23 protein-coding genes are annotated in these 24,393 nt (G+C 63.3%); 13 read left to right on the top strand and 10 right to left on the bottom strand.

The features are described 5' to 3' along the window. Positions 1–71: 71 nt before the first annotated feature. The 6 genes from RBH77_RS09830 to RBH77_RS09855 form a co-directional block, all read right to left on the bottom strand. Positions 72–446 carry an Omp10 family outer membrane lipoprotein gene (locus RBH77_RS09830; RefSeq protein ID WP_311031941.1) on the bottom strand — a complete coding sequence of 125 codons (375 nt, stop codon included), beginning with the start codon at positions 444–446 and terminating at the stop codon, positions 72–74. A gap of 106 nt (positions 447–552) precedes the next feature. Then, entirely contained in the window at positions 553–1,998 is a 1,446-nt protein-coding gene (locus RBH77_RS09835) for a homospermidine synthase (protein WP_311031942.1), read from the bottom strand. 91 nt (positions 1,999–2,089) lie between these two features. After that, entirely contained in the window at positions 2,090–3,013 is a 924-nt protein-coding gene (locus RBH77_RS09840) for a heme-dependent oxidative N-demethylase family protein (protein WP_311031943.1), read from the bottom strand. A gap of 13 nt (positions 3,014–3,026) precedes the next feature. Further along, positions 3,027–3,701 carry an aminotransferase class IV family protein gene (locus tag RBH77_RS09845; protein WP_311031944.1) on the bottom strand — a complete coding sequence of 225 codons (675 nt, stop codon included), beginning with the start codon at positions 3,699–3,701 and terminating at the stop codon, positions 3,027–3,029. Beyond that, entirely contained in the window at positions 3,650–4,870 is a 1,221-nt protein-coding gene (locus RBH77_RS09850) for an aminodeoxychorismate synthase component I (RefSeq protein WP_311031945.1), read from the bottom strand. The genes RBH77_RS09845 and RBH77_RS09850 overlap by 52 nt, the downstream gene beginning before the upstream one ends. Positions 4,871–4,919: 49 nt before the next feature. Next, positions 4,920–6,752, bottom strand: a complete 1,833-nt coding sequence (locus RBH77_RS09855) for a M3 family oligoendopeptidase (protein ID WP_311031946.1) — start codon at positions 6,750–6,752, stop codon at positions 4,920–4,922. A 184-nt stretch (positions 6,753–6,936) separates the two neighbouring features. Here RBH77_RS09855 and RBH77_RS09860 point away from each other — a divergent pair, with 184 nt between their 5' ends. Further along, entirely contained in the window at positions 6,937–8,460 is a 1,524-nt protein-coding gene (locus RBH77_RS09860) for a sigma-54-dependent transcriptional regulator (RefSeq protein WP_311031948.1), read from the top strand. A gap of 243 nt (positions 8,461–8,703) precedes the next feature. Beyond that, positions 8,704–10,386: a peptidoglycan L,D-endopeptidase MepK gene (locus RBH77_RS09865; protein ID WP_311031949.1), complete on the top strand. Its 1,683-nt coding sequence runs from the start codon at positions 8,704–8,706 to the stop codon at positions 10,384–10,386. 20 nt (positions 10,387–10,406) lie between these two features. Here the strand turns inward: RBH77_RS09865 and RBH77_RS09870 are convergent, their stop codons facing one another. Both RBH77_RS09870 and RBH77_RS09875 read right to left on the bottom strand, forming a co-directional pair. Further along, on the bottom strand, positions 10,407–11,048 hold the full coding sequence (locus RBH77_RS09870; protein WP_311031950.1) for a 2-dehydro-3-deoxy-phosphogluconate aldolase: 642 nt from the start codon (positions 11,046–11,048) through the stop codon (positions 10,407–10,409). 74 nt (positions 11,049–11,122) lie between these two features. After that, a complete protein-coding gene (locus RBH77_RS09875) occupies positions 11,123–12,031 on the bottom strand; it encodes an N-acetylmuramidase domain-containing protein (protein WP_311031951.1) in 909 nt (302 codons plus the stop codon). 175 nt (positions 12,032–12,206) lie between these two features. Here RBH77_RS09875 and trhO point away from each other — a divergent pair, with 175 nt between their 5' ends. The 6 genes from trhO (at position 12,207) to RBH77_RS09905 (ending at position 18,407) form a co-directional block, all read left to right on the top strand. After that, entirely contained in the window at positions 12,207–13,136 is a 930-nt protein-coding gene (gene trhO, locus RBH77_RS09880; RefSeq protein WP_311031952.1) for an oxygen-dependent tRNA uridine(34) hydroxylase TrhO, read from the top strand. A gap of 111 nt (positions 13,137–13,247) precedes the next feature. Beyond that, the gene (locus tag RBH77_RS09885; RefSeq protein WP_311031953.1) at positions 13,248–13,946 is read left to right on the top strand and encodes a tellurite resistance TerB family protein; all 699 of its coding nucleotides are present in this window, start codon (positions 13,248–13,250) and stop codon (positions 13,944–13,946) included. A 971-nt stretch (positions 13,947–14,917) separates the two neighbouring features. Beyond that, positions 14,918–15,664 (top strand): molybdate ABC transporter substrate-binding protein, encoded by a 747-nt coding sequence (modA, locus tag RBH77_RS09890; RefSeq protein WP_311031954.1) that lies wholly within the window; start codon positions 14,918–14,920, stop codon positions 15,662–15,664. A gap of 8 nt (positions 15,665–15,672) precedes the next feature. Then, positions 15,673–16,353, top strand: coding sequence for a molybdate ABC transporter permease subunit (modB, locus tag RBH77_RS09895; RefSeq protein WP_311031955.1), 681 nt, complete (start codon positions 15,673–15,675; stop codon positions 16,351–16,353). Then, positions 16,353–17,462, top strand: a complete 1,110-nt coding sequence (gene modC, locus RBH77_RS09900) for a molybdenum ABC transporter ATP-binding protein (protein ID WP_311032495.1) — start codon at positions 16,353–16,355, stop codon at positions 17,460–17,462. The genes modB and modC overlap by 1 nt, the downstream gene beginning before the upstream one ends. A gap of 75 nt (positions 17,463–17,537) precedes the next feature. Continuing rightward, entirely contained in the window at positions 17,538–18,407 is an 870-nt protein-coding gene (locus tag RBH77_RS09905; protein WP_311031956.1) for an alpha/beta hydrolase, read from the top strand. Between the two features lie 2 nt (positions 18,408–18,409). On the opposite strand, the gene RBH77_RS09910 is transcribed toward RBH77_RS09905, so the two are convergent. Next, entirely contained in the window at positions 18,410–19,033 is a 624-nt protein-coding gene (locus RBH77_RS09910; protein WP_311031957.1) for a TetR/AcrR family transcriptional regulator, read from the bottom strand. Between the two features lie 187 nt (positions 19,034–19,220). On the opposite strand from RBH77_RS09910, the gene RBH77_RS09915 reads away from it, so the two are divergent. The 4 genes from RBH77_RS09915 to RBH77_RS09930 all read left to right on the top strand — a co-directional run bounded on the left by RBH77_RS09915 (position 19,221) and on the right by RBH77_RS09930 (position 22,410). Next, positions 19,221–19,622: an ABA4-like family protein gene (locus tag RBH77_RS09915; protein ID WP_311031958.1), complete on the top strand. Its 402-nt coding sequence runs from the start codon at positions 19,221–19,223 to the stop codon at positions 19,620–19,622. Continuing rightward, on the top strand, positions 19,619–20,488 hold the full coding sequence (locus RBH77_RS09920; RefSeq protein ID WP_311031959.1) for a hypothetical protein: 870 nt from the start codon (positions 19,619–19,621) through the stop codon (positions 20,486–20,488). Before RBH77_RS09915 ends, RBH77_RS09920 begins: the two co-directional genes overlap by 4 nt. 218 nt (positions 20,489–20,706) lie before the next feature. Then, positions 20,707–21,459: an SDR family oxidoreductase gene (locus RBH77_RS09925; RefSeq protein ID WP_311031960.1), complete on the top strand. Its 753-nt coding sequence runs from the start codon at positions 20,707–20,709 to the stop codon at positions 21,457–21,459. A 66-nt stretch (positions 21,460–21,525) separates the two neighbouring features. After that, positions 21,526–22,410: a bifunctional helix-turn-helix transcriptional regulator/GNAT family N-acetyltransferase gene (locus tag RBH77_RS09930; RefSeq protein WP_311031961.1), complete on the top strand. Its 885-nt coding sequence runs from the start codon at positions 21,526–21,528 to the stop codon at positions 22,408–22,410. Positions 22,411–22,419: 9 nt separating this feature from the next. On the opposite strand, the gene RBH77_RS09935 is transcribed toward RBH77_RS09930, so the two are convergent. After that, complete coding sequence (locus RBH77_RS09935) at positions 22,420–23,613, bottom strand: pyridoxal phosphate-dependent aminotransferase (protein ID WP_311031962.1); 1,194 nt, start codon at positions 23,611–23,613, stop codon at positions 22,420–22,422. Positions 23,614–23,706: 93 nt separating this feature from the next. Between RBH77_RS09935 and RBH77_RS09940 the strand changes: the two genes are divergently transcribed. Beyond that, on the top strand, positions 23,707–24,393 hold the full coding sequence (locus tag RBH77_RS09940; protein WP_311031963.1) for a GNAT family N-acetyltransferase: 687 nt from the start codon (positions 23,707–23,709) through the stop codon (positions 24,391–24,393).

The following is a 24,393-nucleotide window of genomic DNA, read 5'->3' on the forward strand; positions in this document are numbered from 1 at the left end:
TCTCTTCCCTCCCGAAAAGAGCGTTATGGCAAGAGCCATCCTGCGCCGCAAGCGCGAAAGCTGGCCTGTTTTCAGGAGTGCCGATTGAGAACGAACTGGGTGCCGTTGCCGAGTGTGCAGTTCATCTGGTTTGGGGTAGCCAGAAGGCAGGCGGCGGCGGTCTGCTGCTTGGTCTTCACGGAATAGAAGCTCAGATCAATCGTGTTCTGGTCGCGGAATTTATAGGTGCCTTCCGTCAACGTTTCGCCCGTTTGGACGGAGCGCGAGCGGAAGTGACCGCCATAGAGCGAGGAGACGGCAACGCCGTCGGTTCCCATCCATTCGCCGTCGACGGGCGATTGGGGGAGATTGACCGGCGCAGGCCGGTCAGGGGCGGATTGGCAGCCGGCAATTGCGGCCGCCACAATAATTGCCGCGGCGGAAGCCGCGATGCGCGCATTCATCATCCCGATATCCTCTCCTCGAAACGACTGGTCTTTTCTTCACCCGAAAGATGAGTGAATGCAAGGCCGTACCGATAAGCAGACTTGCCGTTGGCCCGCACTGAACGCGTTATCTGACCAAAACGTTCCGGAACTGCCAGGGGTCGCTTGCGTCGATGTCTTCCTCGAAGAAACCCGGACGGTCCTCAAGCGGCGTCCAGTCCGTATAGTAGCCCTTCACCGGCCCGAGGTAGGGCAACTGCACTTCGAGGCAGCGGCGATAGTCGATCTCGTCGGTCTCGACGATGCCGGCCTCGGGATTCTCGATCGCCCAGACCATGCCCGCCAGCACCGCCGAAGTGACCTGCAGGCCGGTCGCATTCTGGTGAGGCGCGAGATCGCGCGTTTCCTCGAGCGAAAGCTGCGAGCCGTACCAATAAGCGTTCCTCGCGTGCCCGTAGAGCAGAACGCCTAGCTCGTCGATGCCGTCGACGAGCTCGTTCTCGTCCAGCACATGCTGGACGGGCTGCGCCTTGCCGGCGGCGCCGAACATCTCGTGGAGCGAAAGGACGGCGTCGTTGGAAGGATGATAGGCATAGTGGCAGGTGGGACGGTATTCGACGCCGCCATCCGCGCCGCGGACGGTGAAATAATCGGCGATCGAAACCGATTCGTTATGGGTGACCAGAAAGCCGTATTGCGCGCCGGGCGTCGGGCACCATGTGCGCACGCGCGTGTTGGCGCCCGGCTGGTCCAGATAGATCGCCGGGCTCCTGCCATCGGAGAATTTCCGCGCGTTGGCCGGCATCCATTTCTCATGCGTGCCCCAGCCGAGTTCCGAGGGCTGCAGGCCCTCGGCAATGAAGCCTTCCACCGACCAGGTGTTCCAGAATGCATCCATCGGCTTCGGCTTCTTCGTGCGCTGCGTGTCGCGCTCGGCGACGTGGACGCCCTTGACGCCGGCCGCCTGCATCAGCCTTGCCCATCCTTCGCGGTCGTGCTGGTCCGGCTCGTCGAAGCGTAGCCCGAGGTCGCCGGCGAGATCGATCAGCGCCTTCTTGACGAACCACGACACCATGCCGGGATTGGCGCCGCAGCAGGAGACGGCGGTCGTGCCGCCGGGATTCCTGCGCTTCTCCTCGCGCACCGTGCTTCTGAGTGCGTAGTTGGTGCGGCTTTCATTGCCGCCCTTGTTGTCGAAATAGAAGCCGAGCCATGGCTCCACCACCGTATCGACATAGAGCACGCCAAGCTCGCGGCAGAGCTTCATCAGATCGAGCGACGAGGTATCGACGGAGAGGTTCACGCAAAAACCCTGCCCGGCGCCGTTGGTGAGAAGCGGGGTCAAGAGGTCGCGGTAATTCTCTCTTGTCACCGCCTCCTGAAGGAAGGCGATACCGCGTTCCTCTACGAGCGCGCTGTCCTCGTCGCGCGGATCGATGACCACCATCCGCGATTTGTCGAATGTGAAGTGGCGCTCGATCAGCGGCAGCATCCCATGTCCGATCGAGCCGAAGCCGATCATGACAACGGGTCCGGTGATCTTGCCGTGAACGGGCCATCTCGCATTCGCCATTTAGGAATTCTCCTGAACTGGTGGCACGGAACGTTTCGGGGGTGCTAACCCGTATGGCCGTCACAATAAAGGGGCCGGCCCGATAAACCGCTCAGGCGGAGGCGATGGCTTCCAGCGCCGCGACGAGCCGGTCGCGGTCGGCGGCAAGGCCCTTGTAGTCGAGTTCGGATCGTTCGAGCGCGGCAAGCTGCCCGGCGAAGGACGCGGCGATCCTCGCCCGTTCGGGATGGGCGCGAAGCGCCGACATCGGATCGAGATGGATACGGATCGTGAAGAGGACGTCGCCGGAGACAGGTAGCTTGCGCACGGTCTGACGCTCGACACGAATGAAGGCGACGGAAGCGGGGTCTATACCGGGAAACCGCGAGACGGCTTTCTCGGCGCGGTCGTCGCGCTGCATTGAGGAGAGCGGCTTGTAGAGACCGGCGTCGGGCTGAAGCGACCAGTTGAAGCGCTCGACCAGTTGCCCCTGTAATTTATCGAACATGCGCTCGATCAGGTCGTCGGAGCGGGTCCCATGGCCGAAATGCGGTACAGGCCGGTGGATTTCACGGAGCGGCTTACCGAATTTTTCGGCAAGCGACCACGAGGAAGGAAAGGATAGCGAGGCCGCGCAAATGCGCCAGCCTTCTTCGCCTCGGCGCATCAGCACGAGATCTTCCTGCACCAGCCGCGCCGCGATCTTCAGCGGCGGCAGGCCCGGCTTTGTCAGATCGACGGCGCGGCCCGATGAAGCGATGTACATCGTGTCGCCAGTATGGCGGTAGATCTCGGGAAAGCGCGCCGGCAGATGCTCGATCAGTAGCGACAGCACTTCGCGTTGCGCAGCCTCGGTGCCGGGTTCGGCGGCGAAGACGGACGCGCCATGCTCGGCCTCCAGCCGGCCCTTCTCGGCAAGCTGCGCTTCGAGATAGCCGTCCACCTCGATCCATGCCGCGGGATCAAGTGGCTTCAGTCCGATGGTGAATGGCGTCGAGGAGCCGTCATAGGGCGTGTGGGCGGGAAAGTGAGGCAATCGATTTCCTTAATCAGTCCTGGTCCCAGACGGGCTTGGCCGGAATGAGCCCGCGCAGCGAGTTGCCCACGAAAACGGCACGGGCCGAACGCAGATCATCGTAACTGAAAACGGCCTCCTTCGCAGCGCCGTTGTCGATCATCTCGGCGCGAAGAACGCCTGCCAGAAGGCCGCAGGACAGGGCAGGAGTCAAAAGCATCTTCTCGCCAAAATCGGTAAAGAGGGAGGTGATGGTACCCTCGCACAACTCACCGCGCTCATTGGCAAGCAGTACCTCGTCGGTCTGGTCGGGCCCGTATTCGGACCTGGCCCGCGTATAGGCGTCGCGGCGGCTCGTCTTATGGCGCAGCAATGGATCGGTCGAATGAAGGCGCGTGTGCGCAAGCTTCAGGCGCCACACGGCGCTGTCCGGCAGAGGTCCGTATATTTCCGACTTCACTGTCATCGTTCCGTGCCGGGACAGCGCAAGCCGGACACGCAGCGGCACGTCCGAGCCGGCGACCGTGTCCTGCGCCTTGGCCATGGCGTCCTGCGGGTCCTCGTCGAAACCGAGAGCTTTCGCCGATGCCCGCAGCCGTGCCAGATGACGGTCGCCGCGCAGGAAGCCGCTTTTCGGCTCCCATCGCATCGTCTCGATCAGTTCGAAGCCGGCGCCGTTCCCGTCGCGTATCGGGCCTTCAACAGGCATTCGGCGTATTCCTCCTCGGCGGTGGAATCGAAGACCACTCCACCACCGACATTGTAGGTTGCCTCCCCGTTCGGGAAGAGGGTGATCGTGCGTATGGCAACGTTGAAACGCATGCGCCCGCTCGGCTCGATCCAGCCAACGGCGCCGCAATAGGCATCGCGCGGCGTGCTTTCGAGTTCCCGCAGGATCTCCATCGCCCTGATCTTGGGGGCGCCCGTGATCGAACCGCAGGGAAACAGCGCGGCGAAAATCCGCTGGATGCTCAGGCCGGGCAACAGCTTTGCCCGCACACGACTCACCATCTGGTGCACCGTGGCGTAGCTCTCGACGCGGAAAAGCTCCGGCACGTCGAGCGAGCCCACTTCCGAGATCAGCGAAATGTCATTGCGCAACAGATCGACGATCATGCGGTTTTCGGCCTGGTTCTTGGGGTCGTTCATGAGGAAGCGTTTCAGTTGCTCGTCCTCTTCGGCCGTCCGACCGCGCGGTGCCGTGCCCTTCATCGGATGCGTTTCGATCCAGCCCTCGCCGTCGACCCGGAAGAACAGTTCCGGCGAACGTGAAAGGATCACCGGGCCGCCAAGCGCCACCAGTGCCCCATGTCTGACCTTCTGGCGCGCGGCCAATGCGTCGAAAGCCGGCAGCGGATTGCCCGTCCAGCGGGCCTTGATCGGAAAGGTAAGGTTGGCCTGATAGCAGTCACCCTGCCGCAGGTGCCGGTGCACGCGGTCGAAACGCGATTTGTAATCCGAGAACGTCCAGGTAGTACGGGCGTCGTGGATCGGGCCGCCGGTCGCCTCCATGGGCGCTTGCATCGGGCGAGGGGGTATCTCTGTTTCCGAAGGCGCATCGAATACGCCGAATACGAGTAGCGGCGTGCGACGGCCAGGAGGCAGGAGAGGCGCCAGTTTGGGTTCCAGCAGATAGCCCGCCTCGTAGGAGAGGTAACCGGCGAGCCATTTGCTTGCGTCATGCGCCCGCTGGACCTCGTCCATCGCCGAAAAGAAGTCTTCCGCCCGCTCCGCGACGATGATTTTCTCCGGCTCCCGCAAGAGCAGACTGTCGCCAGAGAAATCGTCCCTGAACAGGATGAAAGGCGCGGTCTGACCCTCGGCTCTCGGAGCATCGCGCCGCGTGGCGACGGGGTCTGGAAACGTGGCTACGCTCATATGACCGGCTTACGGTTTACAGTTCCGCCTGGACGGACATTATGTCCGCTTATTCCATCGCCTCCAATTCGTCGATCAGTCCTTCGATGACGGCGAGGCCCTTCTGCCAGAAAGCGGGGTCGGACGCGTCGAGACCGAAGGGGGCAAGCAGTTCCTTGTGATGTTTGGTGCCGCCTGCCTTCAGCATCTCGAAATACTTCTCCTGAAAGCCCTTTTCGGCGTTCTGATAGACTGCGTAGAGCGAATTCACGAGGCAGTCCCCGAAGGCATAGGCATAAACGTAGAAGGGCGAGTGGATGAAGTGCGGGACGTAGGACCAGAAGGTCTCGTATCCCTCGCGCAGCCGGATGGCCGGACCGAGGCTTTCGGCCTGTACCTCCAGCCAGAACTCGCCGATGCGGTCGGCCGTCAGTTCGCCGTTGCGGCGTTCAGCATGGACCTTGCGCTCGAACTCGTAGAAGGCGATCTGACGCACGACCGTGTTGATCATGTCCTCCACCTTCTGCGCCAGCATGGCCTTGCGCTCGGTCTTGTCGCGGGTGCGCTCAAGAAGCGAGCGGAAGGTCAGCATCTCGCCGAACACCGACGCCGTCTCGGCAAGCGTCAGCGGCGTCGAGGCCATCAGCGCGCCCTGCCTGGCGGCGAGCACCTGATGCACCCCGTGGCCGAGTTCGTGAGCGAGTGTCATCACGTCGCGCGGCTTGCCCATGTAGTTCAGGAGCACATAGGGATGGGCCGAGGGGACGGTGGGATGGGCGAATGCACCCGGTGCCTTGCCGGGCCTGACGGGCGCGTCGATCCAATGCCGGTCGAAGAAGGTGCGGGCGATATCGGCCATTTCCGGGGCGAAAGCGCCATAGGCCGACAGGACCGTGTTCCTCGCCTCGTCCCAGCCGATGGTGGTTTGCGGCGTCTGCGGCAGCGGGGCATTGCGGTCCCAATGATTCATCCTGTCCGTGCCGAGCCATTTCGCCTTCATGGCATAGTAGCGATGCGAGATGCGCGGATAGGCATCGTGGACGGCGCTCGCCAGTGCATCGACCACCTCGCGTTCGACGCGGTTCGCCAGATGCCTTGAATCGGCGATATCCTCGAAACCGCGCCAGCGGTCGGAAATCTCCTTGTCCTTGGCAAGCGTATTGGTGATGAGGACGAATGTCCTGAGATTGTCCTTGAACACCAGGGCCAGCGCCTCGGCCGCCTTGCGGCGCTTCTCCGGATCGGCGTCCTGTAGGAGGTTCAAGGTCGGTTCGAGCGACAGTTCCTCGCCGTCGACGGTGAAGCGCAGCGCCGTCATCGTCTCGTCGAAGAGCCGGTTCCAGGCACCACGGCCCGTGATCGACTTTTCATGGAAAAGCTGCTCGATGCGGTCCTCGAGTTGATAGGGCTTGTCCTTGCGAAGATCGGTCACCCATGGCCCGTAATGCGCAAGCGCCTTATCGGCCTTGAGCGCGGCCTTCATTTCGGCATCGTCGATATTGTTCAGCTCCAGCTCGAAGAAGATCAGATGCGCGCTCGCGTCGGTCATCTTTTCCTGGATGTCGCCATAGAGCTTCGACCGTTTCGGATCGGACGTGTCGCCGGCATAGATCAAGCCTGCATAGGAAACGATGCGGCCGATCAATTCCTGTATAGCCTCATAGTCCCTGACGGCCTCGCCGAGACGGCTTTCCGCACGCCGTGCGGCCTCGGCGGAAAGCGTTCCCTTCCAGCGCTCTTCGAAGCGGACGGCTTCGTCTCCCGCCCGCTCGATGTCCTTTTTCAACTCGATCGAATCCATCGAAGGGTAGAGATCGGCGAGATTCCATTCCGGAAGATTGCCGAGAGCGGTTGCCGATACGGCCGCTTTGGCGCCCTTCGGCGCGTGCAGTGGTTTAGGCATGCGGTCGTTTCGCATCGGCATCGTCATCCTCTTGTATCGGGCTTTCGCATCGGGGATCAGCGCACGGTTTAAAGAAATCGTTCACCGGCTTTCTTGAAGGCTTATTTAGAACCCTGTGCCAGGATGATCCATATGCTATCGGGCACCACGAAGAAAATCACAAAGGCTTAGTGACAGCGACAACATGACCGGTCCTATCCTCATCGTCGACGACGATCCGGTGCAGCGGCGCCTGCTGCAGGCCGCCGTGACGAAATCCGGTTACGAGGCTGTGCTGGCCGAGGGCGGCGAGGAGGCGCTTAGGCTTCTCGACGGGAACGATGTCTCTGTCGTTATCCTCGACCTTGTCATGCCGGATCTCGGCGGTATCGAGGTGCTCAGGCGGATGCGCGACCGGGGCGTCTTCATCCCCGTCATCGTGCAGACCTCGCAAGGCGGCATCGAGACCGTGGTTACGGCGATGCGCAACGGCGCGTTCGATTTCGTGGTCAAGCCGGCTTCGCCGGAGCGTCTTCAAACGGCCATCGCCAACGCGCTCAAGGTCGAGGCGCTGGGCGACGAGGCCAAGCGCGCGCGCCGGCCCGCCGGCGGCACGCTGACCTTCAAGGATCTCGTCACCGGCGGCGCCGCCATGGAACGTGTGGTCCGGCTGGGGCGAAAGGCCGCCGCGTCGAACATCCCGATCCTCATCGAAGGCGAATCAGGCGTGGGCAAGGAACTGGTGGCGCGTGCCATCCAGGGCTCGGGCGAGCGCAGGAACAAGCCCTTTGTCACGGTCAATTGCGGCGCCATTCCTGAAAATCTTGTGGAAAGCATTCTGTTCGGTCACGAAAAGGGAGCCTTCACCGGCGCCACCGAAAAGCACACGGGCAAGTTCGTCGAGGCCCATACCGGAACGCTCTTCCTCGACGAGATCGGTGACCTGCCGCTCGACGTTCAGGTGAAGCTGCTGCGCGCCGTGCAGGAAGGGGAAGTCGATCCGGTCGGCGGGCGCGGTTCCGTGAAAGTGGATATTAGGCTGGTCTCGGCGACCCACCGCGACCTTCTGCAGCGCGTGAAGGACGGGCAGTTCCGCGAGGATCTCTTCTACCGGCTGAACGTGTACCCGATCCACGTGCCGCCGCTGCGCGACCGGCGGGAAGACATTCCGGCCCTGGTCGACCATTTCCTCGCGCGTGTCGGTGCGTCGGGACCGGCGAGACCGGTGACGGGCATAACGCCGCAGGCTCTCGCGGTGCTGAAGGCCTATGACTGGCCAGGCAATATCCGGCAGCTTGAAAACGCGGTGTTCCGCGCGGTCGTGCTGTGCGAGACGGGTACTCTGGGGATCGACGAGTTTCCGCAGATACGGGGCCAGCTCGACGGGTTCGATCTTGCCGGGCATATGGATGCCGGCGAGTTTCCGGCCGAAGGCGGTGGCGCGGATGCGCCGACCCCTGTTTTGCCTTCGCCGGATAGAGACAAAGCCTCGCTGGACGCCCGCACAAGCGCTCATTTCGGCATCCTCAGGGCTCTGGACGACCGCGGCAATGTGCGTTCGCTCGCCGATGTCGAGTTGGAGATGATCCAACTGGCGATCAACCGCTATGGCGGCCAGATGAGCGAAGTGGCGCGACGCCTCGGCATAGGACGCTCGACGCTTTACCGCAAGCTCAAGGAATACGGCATCGATCCCGACCAGAACCGTTCGGCCAGGATGGCCTCCTGAAGGTGCCTACGGCGTCTTGCCCAAGCCATTAAAATTCCCTAAGGATTGCGTTTACCATGCGTCGCGGCCACAAGCTGCGGCCACCAAAATGCCACGGTGTGACCGCATTTGGGCTTAATAAGCATGGATTAACCATTAGTGGCGATAGTTGGAGAGGTTCCACGCGCCCGACTGTCATTCCGGGGACATCGGTTGCCTGCAAGGCCTTCAGATTTGCTCGACCCGCAAAAGTCCGGTGACGCCTTGGAGAGGGCGCCCAATTGGTTCCTGGCTTTCCTGCCGGTGCTTTTGATCGTCGCGGCTTTGCTGTCGATGATCGAACCCGCCAGTGCCGAGACCCGCAGCCTCAAGCTTCTCAATCTGCATACACGCGAGAAGGCAGAGATCGCCTTCAAGCGCAATGGCCGCTACCTGCCGGACGGATTGCGCAAGATCAACTACATCCTGCGCGATTGGCGGAAGAACAAAAGCGTCTCCATGGACCCGCGGCTCCTGGACCTCATCTGGTCCGTTTACCAGAAGACCGGGTCACACGAATATATCAACGTCGTCTGCGGTTATCGTTCGCCCGCCACCAATAGCATGTTGAGGAGCCGCAGCCGCGGTGTGGCCAAGAAGAGCCAGCATACGCTCGGCAAGGCGATGGATTTCTTCATCCCCGGCGTTCCGCTTGCCAAGCTTCGCGCCATCGGCCTCAAGATGGAAGTCGGTGGTGTCGGCTATTACCCGACCTCCGGCTCGCCCTTCGTCCATATGGATGTCGGCGGCGTGCGCCATTGGCCGCGCATGAGCCGCAGCCAGTTGCTGGCGCTGTTCCCCGACGGCCGCACGATCCATATCCCGTCGGACGGCAAGCCGCTTCCGGGCTACCAGCAGGCGCTTGCCGAGTATCGCCAGCGCAATGGCGAGCCGCCGAGCGTGCAGGTCGCCAGCGCCTCGGAGCGCAAGCACAAGGGCTTCTTCGCATCGCTCTTTGGTGGCGGTGCGGACGAAGAGGAGGACAACAGCGAAGCGGTCGCGGTCGCCAGCGCGGAAGAACCGCAGGCGAAACCCTCCGCGTCCTCGTCGCTTCCCGGAGTGGGTGGCGCCCCGAGCGAGACGGCCGATATGCCCAAGCTTGCCGCCGCAGCGCTACCGGAGAAGGCCCCGCGACCTGATCTGAACGTAGGCGAGCCGTCGCCGGAGCCCGAAGTAGCGATGAACATTCCGCTGCCGACACGGCGTCCCGACTACACGCCGCCGGCCGAGGCGAAACCGGTGGTGGTCGCGGCGTCCGCTACAGCCTACGGAACGTCGAACGACCAGATTGCCGCCGTGCTGGCGCGCGAAAGCGAGCGGCTGAAGGAAGCCGCTGGCGGTACCGACAACAAGGGAATGGTGCAGGCATTCGCCGGTCCCCTGCCGACGGCCCGTCCGGCGGCCCTTTTCCAGCCCGCCAGCTTTACGACGCTGCCGCAGCCGCGCCCGGAACTCTTGCCCGGGAACCAATCGGCCAAGGCCGTGCCGGCGGTCTTGCGGGGAGTTGAACCTTCCGGCAAGGCGGGTCGCATCGACCGTGCCGGGGATAGCCAACGCCTGGCGCTTCTTGCCACGGCGCAGAATACCGATCCGATTGTGGTCGTTTCCTCAGGCGTCCATACGACCGGCAAGGAAGCACGCCCCTCCACAACCGACATGAAGCCCAGAGCGAAGCCGGTTCCGGTGCCGGTCAAGAACGATGTCGCCAAATGGGCGGTGCAGCCGCGTCTGCCCCTCATGCCCGTCAGGACGAGCAGCCAGCACGCGAGAGCCTTCGATATGGTCCGCTCGAAGCCTGACTTCGTCTATACGGCCGGTTTCCGCCAGGGCGATCAGGGGGAGGATCCGCATCGCTTCACCGGTTCGGCGGTGAAGTTCCTGGCGATGGCGCGCTTCGACACCAACTAAAAATGCCGAAGTAACAGGCTCTATTTCCGTGGAAGCTGCGCCGCCTGGCGGGCAAGCGCAGTGATGCCGTCCCAATCTTTCGCCTTGAGCATGTCGTCCGGTGCCACCCACGAGCCGCCGACGCAGATCACGTTGGACAGGCCGAGATAATCATGCGCGTTGGCGAGCGATATGCCGCCGGTCGGACAGAAGCGGACGCCGGCAAGCGGCGAGGCGAGCGATTTCAGGAAGGCCGCGCCGCCGGCCTGTTCCGCAGGGAAGAACTTCAGTATCGAATGGCCTTCTTCCTTGAGCGACATGATCTCGCTCGGCGTGATCCCGCCGGGCAGGAAGGGAACGTCGCTCGCGCGGGCGCAATCGAGCAATTCCTGCGTCGTGCCGGGGCTGACGATGAAGCGGGCGCCCGCATCCACGGCTTCGTCGAAATTGTGCGCCGACAGTATGGTGCCGGCACCGACAAGCGCCTCGGGAACCTCGTCCGAGACGAGGCGGATGGCGTCGATCGCATCCGCCGTCCTAAGCGTGATCTCGACCGCCGGCAGGCCGCCTGCGGCAAGCGCGCGGGCGAGCGGAACGGCGTCTGCGAGACGGTCGATCTTCAGAACCGGGATGACCGGCTGACCCTCCAGGATCGGCAGGAGCTTGTCGATTTTCTGCGCCATGGTGTTCTCGCCGCTGGTGAGAGAGCCAGCGATCTAACAGAAGCGCCGGCCCAAGTCCATGAAAGCGGGCCGGTTCAGGCGAGCCCGATACAAGCGAAAAGCGATATCCACGCGCGGCGGAGAAAGGCAAGCAGGCCAGGCGTTCTGCCCATGGCCGCCTTGAGTTTTGCGTAGGTTGCCGGGCCGACAATGCCGTCCGCATCGAGGTCTTGCGCCCGCTGGAAGGCTTTAACCGCGCGCTCGGTATTGCGGCCGAAGATGCCGTCCGCCCCGGTGCCATGGCCGAGGGATGTCAGGAGCGTTTGCAGGTCGTAGATGGCGTCGCCGCGCATGCCCCGACAGAGGAGCTCTCCGCGCGCCGGCCCGGATTTTCGGGCGGGGGCCGCGCCTGCCGGCACCTTGCCGCCATATCCCGCATAAGCGGCGGCGATGCGGCCGTCATAGTTCGAACGCGCATAGAGCGGCCCGTTATATCCGCGCGCGAAGCCCACCCAATCCTGGGCCGCGAGCGCCGCCGACAGCCCTTCCGTGTCAATGAACCGCGCCATGATTTCCGCCTGCCCGGCGACGTCGCGGCGGGCAAGCGCCACGAAATCCCCGATCGAGGCGAAGCGGAGCTTCTTCCAATGTGCGCCCATCACCTGGCCGATCCCCCAGGAAACGGATTCGTAGGCGGCCTGACGATCGATCCTCACCGCGCGGGCGAGGAGGTCCCAGCGGCCCGCCTGCGAGACGGGATTGGCGACGGCGCCGGCGATCGGAGAGGACAGCCCGGCCGCGCGTGCGACGGCCTGCTTCTCCGGTGAGAGCCGGCGGTCGAAATAGTGCCCCTCGAAGCGGATCAGGGGTTCCTGCTTTCCATCGATGATCGCGAACGCGACCCCTCCACTCTCGACCTCTGCTGCGGCAAGCAGCGCCGCGGGTTCGATGCCGAGACGAGCCGCGGCCTTGGTGATCTCCGAAATGACGTCGCTCGAAAACATTCGACTGGCCGCTCCGTTTCTTCGGGACCATTGTCGGCCGGCGGCGCCAAGCGTGAATTGGTTCGTGTCGGAAAAACGTCAACCGGCTCCTGGGGCTTTTTGGAAAATTGAGGCGGGATGAAGGGTTAGGGAGAAAACTTGAAAGGCGCAGGAGGAGCCGATAGTGCCTTGCCGCATGTTTTTATCCACGAAAGCCGATCCGGTCCGGGTCGCTGCGTTCTACAGATTCCGGAATCTTGAAGATTGCGGGCGCTGGCGTGCGCCGCTTCTGGAGGCCTGCCGGAAGGGTGGCGTCAAAGGCACGATCCTTCTCGCCGGCGAAGGGGTGAACGGGACGATCGCCGGCGGCCGCCAAGGCATTGCCGATGTCCTGCAACTTCTTAGGCATATTTGTGGGCTCGCCGAGGAAGACGTGAAGTTCTCCGAGGCGGCGGAGATGCCGTTCCACCGCATGAAGGTCCGGCTGAAGAAGGAAATCGTGACGATGGGTGTCGTCGGTCTCGATCCGGCGGCGAATGCGGGCACCTATGTCGAGCCGGCGGACTGGAACCGATTGATCGCGGATCTGGATACGGTGGTCGTCGATACGCGGAACGGCTACGAGGTCGCGCTCGGAACGTTTGCCGGCGCGGTCGATCCGGAGACGGCGAGCTTTTCCGAATTTCCCGCCTGGGCTGAGGAGAACCGGGAGCGCCTTACCGGCCGCAAGGTCGCCATGTTCTGCACCGGCGGCATCCGCTGCGAGAAAGCGACTGCCTATCTGCATTCAATCGGGTTGCGCGATGTCTTCCACCTCAAGGGGGGCATCCTCAAATATCTCGAAGAGGTGCCGGAGACGGAGAGCCTGTGGCGGGGCGAGTGCTTCGTCTTCGACGAACGGGTTTCGGTTGGACACGGCCTCGGCGAGGGTGAGGCGGAGCTTTGCCGGGCCTGCCGCCGGCCGCTTACCGCCGCCGACCGGCAATCGCCGCATTACCGCCCCAGCATCTCCTGCGCTTACTGCCACGAGGAGAGGTCCGAGGGGGACCGCGCGCGCTATGCCGAGCGCCATCGCCAGGTCGGGCTAGCCGGCAAGCGTGGAGCCAAGCCGCACATAGGCGGCTGATCACATCTTCGCCTGCCACGAAAACGTTCCGTCCGCGTCATTGTAATGTCGCCAACCGTGCCTACCTGACCGATGCCCGCCCGCGAGCACCGGACCGAAGAGGAGGCATGTATGCTCGAACCAAGGAAATTGCTCGGCGATCTTCTGGACGCCAAGGTGCCCGGCACGCAATCGACCGTAGGCGAAACCGCCACGAAGGCGACAGGGCTCGCGCGCGAGAATCCGATGGCCACCGCCGCGCTCGCGGCGCTCCTGCTCGGCACCGGCAAGGGACGGGCACTCACCGGTTCCGTGCTGAAGATCGGCGGCCTGGCCGCGGTCGCCGGCCTCGCCTACCAGGCCTACAGGAACTACCAGAGCGGCAAGGCGCCGACCGAGACGCCGCCGCCGGCAGTCGAGTTGTTGCCGCCGCCCGACGATACGGCCTTCCATCATTCGCAGACCCTGCAAGGCGAAACCGAATTCGCCATGACGCTGGTCCGCGCCATGATCGCCGCCGCACAGGCCGACGGTTCGATCGACGCGGCGGAGCGCGAGGCCATCCTCGACAGGCTGCGCGCCGCAGGCGTGGGTGCGGATGCCGAAACCTTGCTGGAAGCGGAACTCGCACAGCCCGTCAGCGTCGGGAAACTGATCGCCGAGGCGCGGACGGATGCGCAGAAGGTCGAGTTCTATACGGCCTCACGCCTCGCGCTCGATGTCGATACGCCCGTCGAGCGCAGCTATCTGCAAGCGCTGGCCACGCGGCTGAAACTACCGGACAATCTCGTGCGGCACATCGAATCGGCCGTGGAGTCTGTTCGGGCGTGATTGGTTAGGGCCGGGGTGACCCACACGGCGGTCACCCCTCGCCAAGTTCGCCCGACGGTTCGGCTCTGTCTCGCCGGACTTCTCCATCCTCGACGATTGTCGGAAGGGTCGATGAAAACGCCGTCATTCCCGACACTCTCCGCTCCTTGCTGTCGGTCACGAGGCCGGGAATGACGGAGGAAGGGACCGACCCGGCCGCTAAACATGGATAAGATCACGCCCGCCAGCCTCCGGAAATCGCTGATCTTCGCGCTTCCCGCAATTTTCTTCTGTCGGTTTCTCCACGCCCTTTTCCCATCCTCCATACTCCCCGTCAGTTCCTCCCATCGGGAACACCGATCATGACGGTGATTGCGTGGGGAGGAGCCGGCGCCTCCGCCGTGATGCTGACGTGGCATTGCGGCCGGGGAGGTCCCGCCTGGAGGTTCCCCTGGGGGCACTATGACCCCTGCGTGCCGGTAGAAGGCACACAGACCCCGGGACGAGCGCTGAACCTGTTCGGAGTGACTACCCTTCGGCAGGTTCAGGGTGAGGCTCGGGGAGCAGCGGAACAGGCGGGAACAGAAATCGCCGGCGGGGCGCGATTGTCGCGCCACCTATTTCAATTCGGAAGGCACGGCCGCGCGCCCCGCTTCCCGGTTCTTTGACAATGACCAGGCGTTTCGGCGGGCGTGGTAGTGGGGAAGTGTGCGAGATGTAGGGAGAAGATGCAGTGACGCAATGGCCTTGCCAAATCCGCTTGCGATTGCATAAGCTTCGCGGGCATTGCGGCCCTTGAGCGGCCGGCATGTCCGCGCGGTGTCGCCGCGCGACAGATCCTGGGCGGTAGTCGATGGCCGCCTCTGCGTTAAGGGTCGAGGGGAATCCGGGGCGCGGGTCTCTCCATCTTGCCCACCATCACGGAAAACCGAAACATCGGTCGCCATGACCGCAGTGTTCTCTTCCGGCATGGTCGGCATGAAAGGATGACAATGTTCAGGATTTTTCTTCTTGCCGGCGCCCTGATTGTGGCGCCGCTTCTCTCTGCCGCGCAAGCCGCCGAGCAATACACGATCTTCGCCGCGGCAAGCATGAAGGATGCACTCGACAAGGCCGCCAAGGATTTCGAGGCCACCAACGGTACCAAGATCGTGCTGTCCTTCGCGTCGAGTTCGGTACTGGCGAAACAGATCGAGGCGGCGGCTCCAGCCGACGCTTTCATCTCCGCCGACCTGCAATGGATGGATTATCTGGCCGAGCGCAAGCTCATCAAGCCGGACACGCGCCGGATCATCGCACGCAACGATCTGGTGGTCGCGGCGGCGCCGGGGACCAAGCCTGCCTCAGATCCGGAAGCGCTGCTTTCCGGCGGAAAATTCGCCATGGGCGATCCCAAGGGCGTGCCGGCCGGCAAATACGGCAAGGCCGCGCTCGAATCGCTCAAGCTGTGGGACAAGGTCGAAAAGAACGCCGTCTTCAGCGAAAATGTGCGCGTCGCGCTGGAATATGTGCGCAAGGGGGCGGTCGGCGCGGCGATCGTCTACGGGTCCGACCGTTTCGCGGCGCCGGAACTGGCAACGGCCTACACCTTCCCGGAGGATAGTCACAAGCCGATCGTCTATCCGGCGGCGGAAACCGTAAACGGCAATGACGGCGTGGTGAAGTTCCTCGACTTCCTGTCCAGCGAGGCGGGGCAGAAGAACTTCGTCGCCTTCGGCTTCGCGCCGGCGAAGAAATAGGCACGATCTTGAACGAGGCCGAAGCAACAGTCGTCATCCTGTCGGCGAAGGTCGCGTCCGTCGCGATCATCTTCGGTCTCGTTCCCGGCTTTGCGGTCGCATGGCTTCTGGCGCGCGGCCGCTTCCGGGGCAAAAGCCTGGTGCAGGCGCTCATCACGCTGCCGCTGGTGCTGCCGCCGGTCGTCACCGGCTATGGGCTTCTGCTCCTGTTCGGCACCAAAGGGCAGCTCGGAAGCTTTCTAGAGAATACTTTCGGCATCGTCTTCGCCTTTCGCTGGACGGGGGCGGCGCTCGCCGCCGCCGTGATGGCCTTTCCGCTCCTGGTGCGGCCGATCCAGCTTTCCATCGAAGCGGCCGATCCGGGGTTGGAAGACGCCGCGCGCACGCTCGGCGCGTCCCGCGTGATGACGTTCCTGACCGTCCTGCTGCCGCTCGCCCTGCCGGGCGTGATCGCGGGCGCGATCCTCGCCTTTGCGCGCGCCATCGGCGAATTCGGCGCAACCATCACCTTCGTCGCCAATATCCCCGGCCAGACGCAGACCATGTCGCTCGCTATCTATTCGCTGCTGCAAAGCCCGACCGGCGACGTCGCCGCGTTCCGGCTCATCCTTTTCTCGATCGTCCTTTCCGTCCTCGCCATCATCGCGTCGGAATGGTTCGCGCGCAGGCTGGTGAGGAAGCGCGGCTGATGGGCGTGCTGGCGGTTTCGGTTACCGGCGAGGCCGGCGAATTCCGGCTGAATGCCGATTTCGAGGCAGGTTCGGGCATAACGACGCTCTTCGGCCATTCGGGCGCCGGCAAGACGACGATCCTCAAGATGATCGCGGGCATGACAAGGCCGAAGACGGGGCGGATCGTCGCCGGAGGCAGGGTGCTTTTCGACAGCGACGCCCGGATCGACCTTCCGCCTCAAGGACGACAGGTCGGTTTCGTCTTCCAGGACGGGCGGCTCTTTCCGCATCTTTCGGTGCGCCGCAATCTGACCTATGCGCGCTGGGCGGGCAGACGGCGCGCGACGCGGCCTTTCGAGGAAGTCGTGGCGTTGCTCGGGCTGGAAAGCCATCTCGACCGTTCGACCACGACGCTTTCAGGCGGCGAGCGGCAGCGCGTCGCGATCGGACGGGCGCTTTTGTCCGATCCGGCAATACTCCTGATGGACGAGCCACTCTCCTCGCTGGACCAGGCGCGGCGGCTGGAGATCCTGCCCTATATCGAGGCGATCCGCGACGAAACGGCGATACCGATCGTCTATGTCAGCCACGAGATCGACGAGGTGGCGCGGCTTGCCGATACGGTCGTCGTGCTCGAACAGGGCCGGATGCTCGCGGCGGGGCCGGCGGCGGAGATCTTCGGGCGGCTCGATCTCGGCGACACGCTCGGACGCCAGGAGGCGGGCGCCCTGATCGAGGGGATCGTCCGGGAAGTCGAGCCGGAATACGGCGTCGCGGTGATCGATGCCGACGGCGCACGGCTGGAACTGGTCGGCGAAGGGTTTTCCGCGGGCGAGGCGGTCAGGCTGCGCATCCGTGCGCGCGACGTCGCCATCGCACGACACACGCAGGCCGGGCATTCCATCCGCAACCAGCTTCCCTGCGTCGTGGAGGAGATCGTCAAAGCCGGTCCGGCCTTCGTCGAGTTGGCGTTGAAGCTCGGTTCGCAGAGATTGAGGTCGCGCATTACCCGCAAATCCGCCGACGAGATGGCAATAGCGCCGGAGCAGAAAGTGGTGGCGTTGCTGAAGGCGGTGGCGGTCGAACGGCGGGTCGCGCGTCACCGCAGGGAAAGGCCGCCGCAATAGTGTCGTGTTCCGCTGCATCCTCGGCATATGCTTTTGGCGTCGGGGCGTCACCGACGCTGCTTCGGAGTCGCGCGCGTGATCCCCTTCCGCTTCCTGTTCCTGGTCGCCGTCGTTCTGATCCTGCCGGCCTGTTCGGCGGGAGGGCGGATCATGAATGCGCTTCAGACGGACGAGGGCGTCTCCGTGGCGCGGGGCATCGCCTACGGCTCCCTGCCGCGGCAGAAATACGATCTCTACAGCCCGGTGAACGCCAAGCCGGATGCACCGGTGATCGTCTTCATCTATGGCGGGAGCTGGCATAGCGGTGATCGCAAGGATTACGCCTTTATTGGCGATGCGCTTGCGCGGCACGGCTTCGTCACCGCTATCGCCGATTACCGGCTTTATCCGAAGGTCATCTTTCCTGCCTTCGTCGAGGACGAGGCGAAGGCAGTTGCCGCGATCGCGAAGCAGGTCGGGGCGGGGCATCCGCTCTTCATCATGGGGCATTCGGCAGGCGCGCAGATCGGCGCGCTGGTGGTGCTCGATCCGCATTATCTGAAGGCGGAAGGGGTCGATGTCTGCCGAAGGATATCGGGCTTCATCGGTCTTGCCGGCCCCTACGCCGCCTTGCCGCTGCACAGGGAGCGCTACCGGCGCATCTTTCCCGAGGATGTCCGTGCCTCGGCCGTGCCCGTCAATTTCGCGGCCGGGAAACATCCGCCCTCGCTGCTGATCGCCGGCGAGTCGGATCTTGTCGTCGATCCGGACAATACGGCCGATCTGGCGAAGGCGCTGAAGCAAGCGGGCAACCGGGTCGAGGTCTCGGATTATCGGCACGTCGGGCACATGCTTCTGGTCGGCTCGCTGGCCAAGCCGCTTCGCCAGTTCGCGCCGACGCTTCGGGAGATAAAGCGCTTCGTTCGGCGGGAAAGCCGGCAGGTGGCGCCATTCTGCGGCCGGTGACCTTATCGGATGCGTGGCAGGATACGCTCGATCAAATTGCGGTAGGTGGCGTCCCGATCATCTGCAAGGCCCGGTTCATCCATGAATTTCATGCGCCCGGAAAGGGCAATATCGGCGATGCCGTGAACCATCGACCATGCGGCGGCGACGTCAAGCATCGCCGCCTTGTCGTCCGGAGCCTCGCTTCCGCGGACGGCATTTACGCCCTGGATCAACAGTCCGAGCGAATTCGTGGCGACCTGCTGCAATTCGGGATCGTCGAAGTCCGGCCGCCCCGAGGCGAACATCAGGCGGAAGAGGGCGGGTTCGGAGGTGGCGAAGTCGATATAGCCCAGGCCGAGTCCGATCAGTCGCTCCCGCGGGTCGGCTGGCGCGGCTGACTGCCTGGCCGTCATGGCGGCCGTGAAGCGGGTGAAGCCGACAGCCGCCAGCGCCGTCAACAGCCCGTCGGCGTCCCTGAAATGATGCGCGGGCGCGGCGTGGGAGACGCCCGCGCGCTTGGCGCAACTGCGAAGGGTGAAGCCTTCCACACCCTTTTGTTTGAGTTCCTCCTCAGCCGCAATAAGCAGCGCCTCGCGCAGATCGCCGTGGTGATAGCTGTCTTTCGCTTTCCCGCCTTCCGTCATCGCTCCGCCCTTTCCGTCCAGCCCGGCATGCCGCGCGACCTCTGTATGAACCGTGATCTTGACGGTGTCAAATTATATCTTGACAACGTAAAGATTGGTTGGCAGACTGTAATCCTGACAGTGTCAAGATTGTGCCTTGAAAGGAGCGGCTATGGATGCGGAAACGATCTTCCGGATTGCCAATTCGGTGGCGGTCGTCGGCTGGCTTGTTTTGTTGGCTAGCCCGTTCATGCCGAAAATTGCGCATTATGTCTCGGCGGTGGCGGTCCCACTTCTGCTTGCGGTTGTCTATAGCAGCCTGATCATGGCGTTCTGGTCAGGCGGGCAGGGCGGCTTCGACAGCCTGGAACATGTGGCGAAACTTTTTCGGAGTCCGGAACTGCTGCTTGCGGGCTGGATCCACTACCTCGCCTTCGATCTCTTCGTCGGCGCGTGGATCGTCGAAAAGGCCCGTGAAAACGGCGTTGCCTTCTGGGCAGTCATTCCCTGCCTCGTTCTCACATTCCTCTTTGGCCCCGCCGGATTTCTGCTTTTCAACGCCATCTCCGCGGCGAAATCGGTCCCCTCATTGAAAGGAACAGCGTCATGAACACGCTCGCGAAATCGCTTCCGGTTCCCGTCTATGCGCCTCCGGCCCTCCGCCTCGATCCTGTCTGGTGGCTCGGTGAACTTGGCCGGCGTCAGCCGGCGCTCGCCGGCACGGGCATTCTGATCGGTCTTGCCGTCATTCCGATGAGTCTGGCCGGCGTGCTCGATCCGCGACTCTTCAACGGCATCGACGTATGGATCAAACCGGTAAAGTTCGCGACGGCGATCTTCCTTTACATGCTGACGCTCGCCTTCTTTGCCGGGTGGGTGAGCAGGAAGGACAGGCAGAGATGGTGGTTCACCGCCGCCGTCCGGATCGTCGCGGCGGCAGCTTTGTTCGAGATCGTCTATATCTCGTACCAGGCCTCGCTTGCTGAGGCGTCGCACTACAATCGCGCCGATATGCTGCATATCGCGCTCTACGCGATGATGGGTGTGGGCGCGACGCTGATGGTTGCCTTTTCGGGGCTGCTTGCCTTTCTTATCCAGCGAAACCGCGCATTGAGCGTGGCGCCTGCCATTCGCGATTCCGTCGTGATCGGGCTGGCGCTGACTTTCGTTCTGACCATGATCGTCGCCGGGACGCTCAGCGCGTGGGGCAGCCACTGGATCGGCGGGGTCCATTCCGACGCCGGCGGCATGACTTTGACAGGCTGGTCGCGCGACGGAGGCGACCTGCGCGTTGCCCATCTTTTCGCGACGCATGCCATGCATTTCATCCCGATTTTCGGCGTCGCATCGGCTTATATTTTCGGCGCCGGCAATCGCCGGCCTGTATGGCTGTTTTCGGCGCTGTTCATGGGCTTCGTAGTCTTTCTTTACTTCCAGGCGCTCGCCGGACAGCCATTCCTTCCTTTCATCAAATAGCGGGGAGAAAGCGTGTTTCCTTGCCGTTAACCATTCATTAATCAACCTGTCCTATCCTGAAACTTAGTCGGATCGGCTTTCCTCCTCCCAAGCGCGGTCCTGATCAGGGCGGTCACACTGGCCGCCCTTTTTCTGCGGCTCCGCTGGATGCATATCATCCGCCTTGCCGATCCACCTTCCATCTGGCATCTGGACCTCTTCGTATCGAGGAGATCGTCATGTCGGAAGGAAAGTTCGCGGTCGTAACGGGCGCGGGGACCGGAGTAGGCAAGGCCACGGGTGCCGCGCTTGTCGCCAACGGCTGGACAGTGGCGTTCGTCGGTCGCCGGCGCGGTCCGCTTGATGCGGCGGTGACTGCCACCGGCGCGCCGGAAAGGGCCGTCGCCATTCCCTGCGACATTTCCGAAGCTTCGCAGGTAGATGAGCTTTTCGCCGAGGTGAAGGAGCGCTTCGGGCGGCTCGACCTGCTCTTCAACAATGCGGGCATGAGCTATAAATCGGTTATGATCGACGAGATTCCGGTCGAGGTCTGGAACGACGTCGTGGGTGTCAATCTCACCGGTTCGTTCCTGTGCGCGCGCGCCGCCTTCGGCATAATGCGGCATCAGAAGCCGATGGGCGGACGTATCATCAACAACGGTTCCGTTTCGGCTTATGCGCCACGACCCGGTTCGGTCCCCTATACGGCGACCAAGCACGCGATCACCGGTCTTACCAAGACGTTGGCGCTTGACGGGCGACCCTTCGACATCGCCTGCGGCCAGATCGATATCGGCAACGCGCTGACCGAAATGGCGATGGCCATGACCAAGGGCGTGCCCCAGGCGAACGGCACCACCGCCGTCGAGGCGACGATGGACGTCCAGCGTGTCGCGGACGCCGTGCTGCACATGGCGAGCCTGCGGCTTGACGCCAACGTTCTGTTCATGACCGTGATGGCGACCAAAATGCCTTACGTCGGTAGGGGATAGGTCATACCGGTAGGCGCGCCGACAGAAACGCTTGCAAGGAAAAACTTATCTGACTAAAGTCAGGTAATGGACAGGAATCAGGTCGAGCAGGTTCGCCGTTTCAATCGTTTGGTGACGCGCCGCATCGGCGCCCTCAGCGACGATTACCTGTCGCGCGGGCGGCCCCTCGGCGAGGCGCGGCTGATCTTCGAGGTCGGCGCGGCCGGCGGTACCGACCTTGGCAGGCTGAGAAGCATGCTCGGGCTCGATTCCGGCTATATGAGCCGGCTTCTACGTTCGCTGGAAGCTCAGGAAATGGTCGAAGTCCGCCGCAAGGTCGGCGACGGGCGGGCGCGGGAAGTCATCCCGACAGCCAAGGGCCGAAAGGAGTTCGCCGCCTACGATTCCCGCTCTGCCAAGCTTGCGCAATCCGTGCTGTCGCCATTGAACGAAGCCCAGCGCGAGCGGCTTGTCGCGGCCATGGCGGAGGTGGAGCGGCTTATCCGCGCGTCTTTCGTGACCATTGCCGAGGAATCGCCGAGAAGCGCGGACGGACGCTGGTGCCGGGAGCAATATTTCGCCGAACTGGCGCAACGCTTCGACGGCGGCTTCGATATTGCGACCGGCGATCCTTCCGACAGCGCCGATCTTCTGCCGCCGTCGGGCTCGTTCGTCGTGGCGCGGCTCGAGGGAGAACCGGTCGGCTGCGGGGGGCTGAAGACTCTCGACGCCGGGACCGGCGAGGTCAAGCGCGTCTGGACGGCGGCATCGGCGCGCGGCATCGGCGTCGCCGGGCGGATCATGCAATGGCTGGAGCAGCGTGCAAGGGAAATGGGGTTTTCGGTCGTGCGTCTCGACACGAACAGGTCGCTCACCGAGGCACAGGCGCTTTATCGCAAGCTCGGTTATCGCGAGATCGGCCGCTACAACGACAATCCCTACGCCAGCCACTTCTTCGAGAAGCTACTGTAGCGGCGTCTGCTATCCAGCCGCCGCTACAGGCTTCTGCTCGGACAGGAACGCACCCATGCGTTCTATGGCCCTCAGGATATTCTCCTCCGAATTGGCGTAGGAGAGGCGCAGATAGCCTTCCCCGAGCACGCCGAAATCCGGTCCGCCGATAAGTGCGACGCCGGCTTCTTCCAACATCGCCGAGGCGAGCTTCTTCGCCTTCCATCCGGTGCCCGAGACGTTCGGGAAGGCGTAGAATGCGCCTTTCGGTGTGATGCAGGTCACGCCGGGCAGGCCGTTCAGCCCCTCGACCACGACCTGCCGACGGCGGTCGAAGGCCCGCATCATCTTTTCCACCTCGTCCTGCGGCCCGTCGATGGCGGCAATGCCGGCATATTGGCTCGGCGCGTTGACGCAGGACCAGCAATTGACGGCGAGCTTGCGGATCTTGTCGTAAAGGCCATCCGGCCAGATCGACCAGCCCATGCGCCAGCCGGTCATCGCCCAGGTCTTCGACCAGCCGTTCAGCACCACCAGCCGATCGCGGATTTCGGGGAAGGCGAGCAGCGAGGTGGCTTTCTCGCCGTCATAGGTCATGACGTCGTAAATCTCGTCGGAGAGGATGGCGACATCGGGGTGCGCTTGCAGTCCCTTCACCAGTTTCTCGACTTCCGCGCGCGGGGTGACGCCGCCGGTCGGGTTTGCCGGCGAGTTGAGGATGATAAGCCGCGTCTTGGGCGTGATCAGCGCCAGCGTCTCCTCCGCCGAGAAGGCGAAGCCGTTCTCCTCGCGGATCGGGATCGGAACGGGCGTCGCGCCGGTGAACTCGATCATGGAGCGATAGATCGGGAAACCGGGGTCGGGATAGAGGATTTCCGCGCCCGGTTCACCGAACATGATGATCGTCGCATACATGGTGGGCTTCCCGCCAGGCAGGATCATGACGTTCTCGGGCGAGACCTCGACGCCGGTCATCGCCAGTGTCCGGCGTACCACCGCCTCGCGGCAGGCGAGCAACCCCGTTGCCGGCGTATAGCCGTGATGGCCGTCGCGCAGCGCCTTGATCGCCGCCTCTACGATATGCGCGGGCGTGTGGAAGTCCGGCTGGCCGATGCCGAGATTGATGATGTCGCGGCCCTTGCTGCCAAGCGCGGTGGCGCGTGCGAGAACGGCAAAGGCGTTTTCCTCGCCGATGCGGTCGAAGGCGGGAACGGTGTGGAGCATTTGAAGCCCGATCTGGTCCAGTTGAATTCAAAGTGGTTTTGTGAACCTTCTTCGCTCTTGTCAAATGGAATGCACCGGGAAGGACTTGATCGGATGGCCGCCGATTTGAAGAATTTTGCGCCACGCGCGCGCCCTGCACGCGAAGCCATGGAAGGTCGTTTCGTGCGGCTCGAGCCGCTCGTTGCGACGCGGCACGGCGACGATCTCTATGCGGCGTCCACCGTCAGCGACGCTGAACAGCGCTTTGCCGGGCTTTCCGACTATCCGCCGAAGACGCGCGCGGAATACGGCGATTGGCTCGCCAAGGCCGAGGCCAGCGAGGACCCCCTGCATTTCGCCGTCATCGACAAAAAGAATGGCAAGGTCGGCGGGCGGCAGACGTTCATGCGCATCGACCAGAAAAACGGCGTCATCGAAATCGGCAATATCTACTGGGGGCCCTTGATCTCGCGCACGCCGGTCACGACGGAGGCGCTCTATCTCTTTGCGCGCCACGTCTTCGACGATCTCGGTTACCGGCGCTTCGAGTGGAAATGCAATAACACGAACGCGGCATCGAAGCGCGCAGCCGAACGCTTCGGCTTCACCTTCGAGGGCATTTTCCGCCAGCATATGATCATCAAGGGTTTGAATCGCGATACGGCGTGGTTCGCCATGCTCGACAGTGAGTGGCCGGCTGGCAGAAAGGCATTTGAAGGCTGGCTCGATCCCTCGAACTTCGATAGTGAAGGGCGCCAGAAACGCCGGCTCGAAGAGATACGGGCCGATATCGCCGGATAG

The organism is Mesorhizobium koreense (genome assembly GCF_031656215.1).
Lineage (GTDB): Bacteria > Pseudomonadota > Alphaproteobacteria > Rhizobiales > Rhizobiaceae > Mesorhizobium_L > Mesorhizobium_L koreense.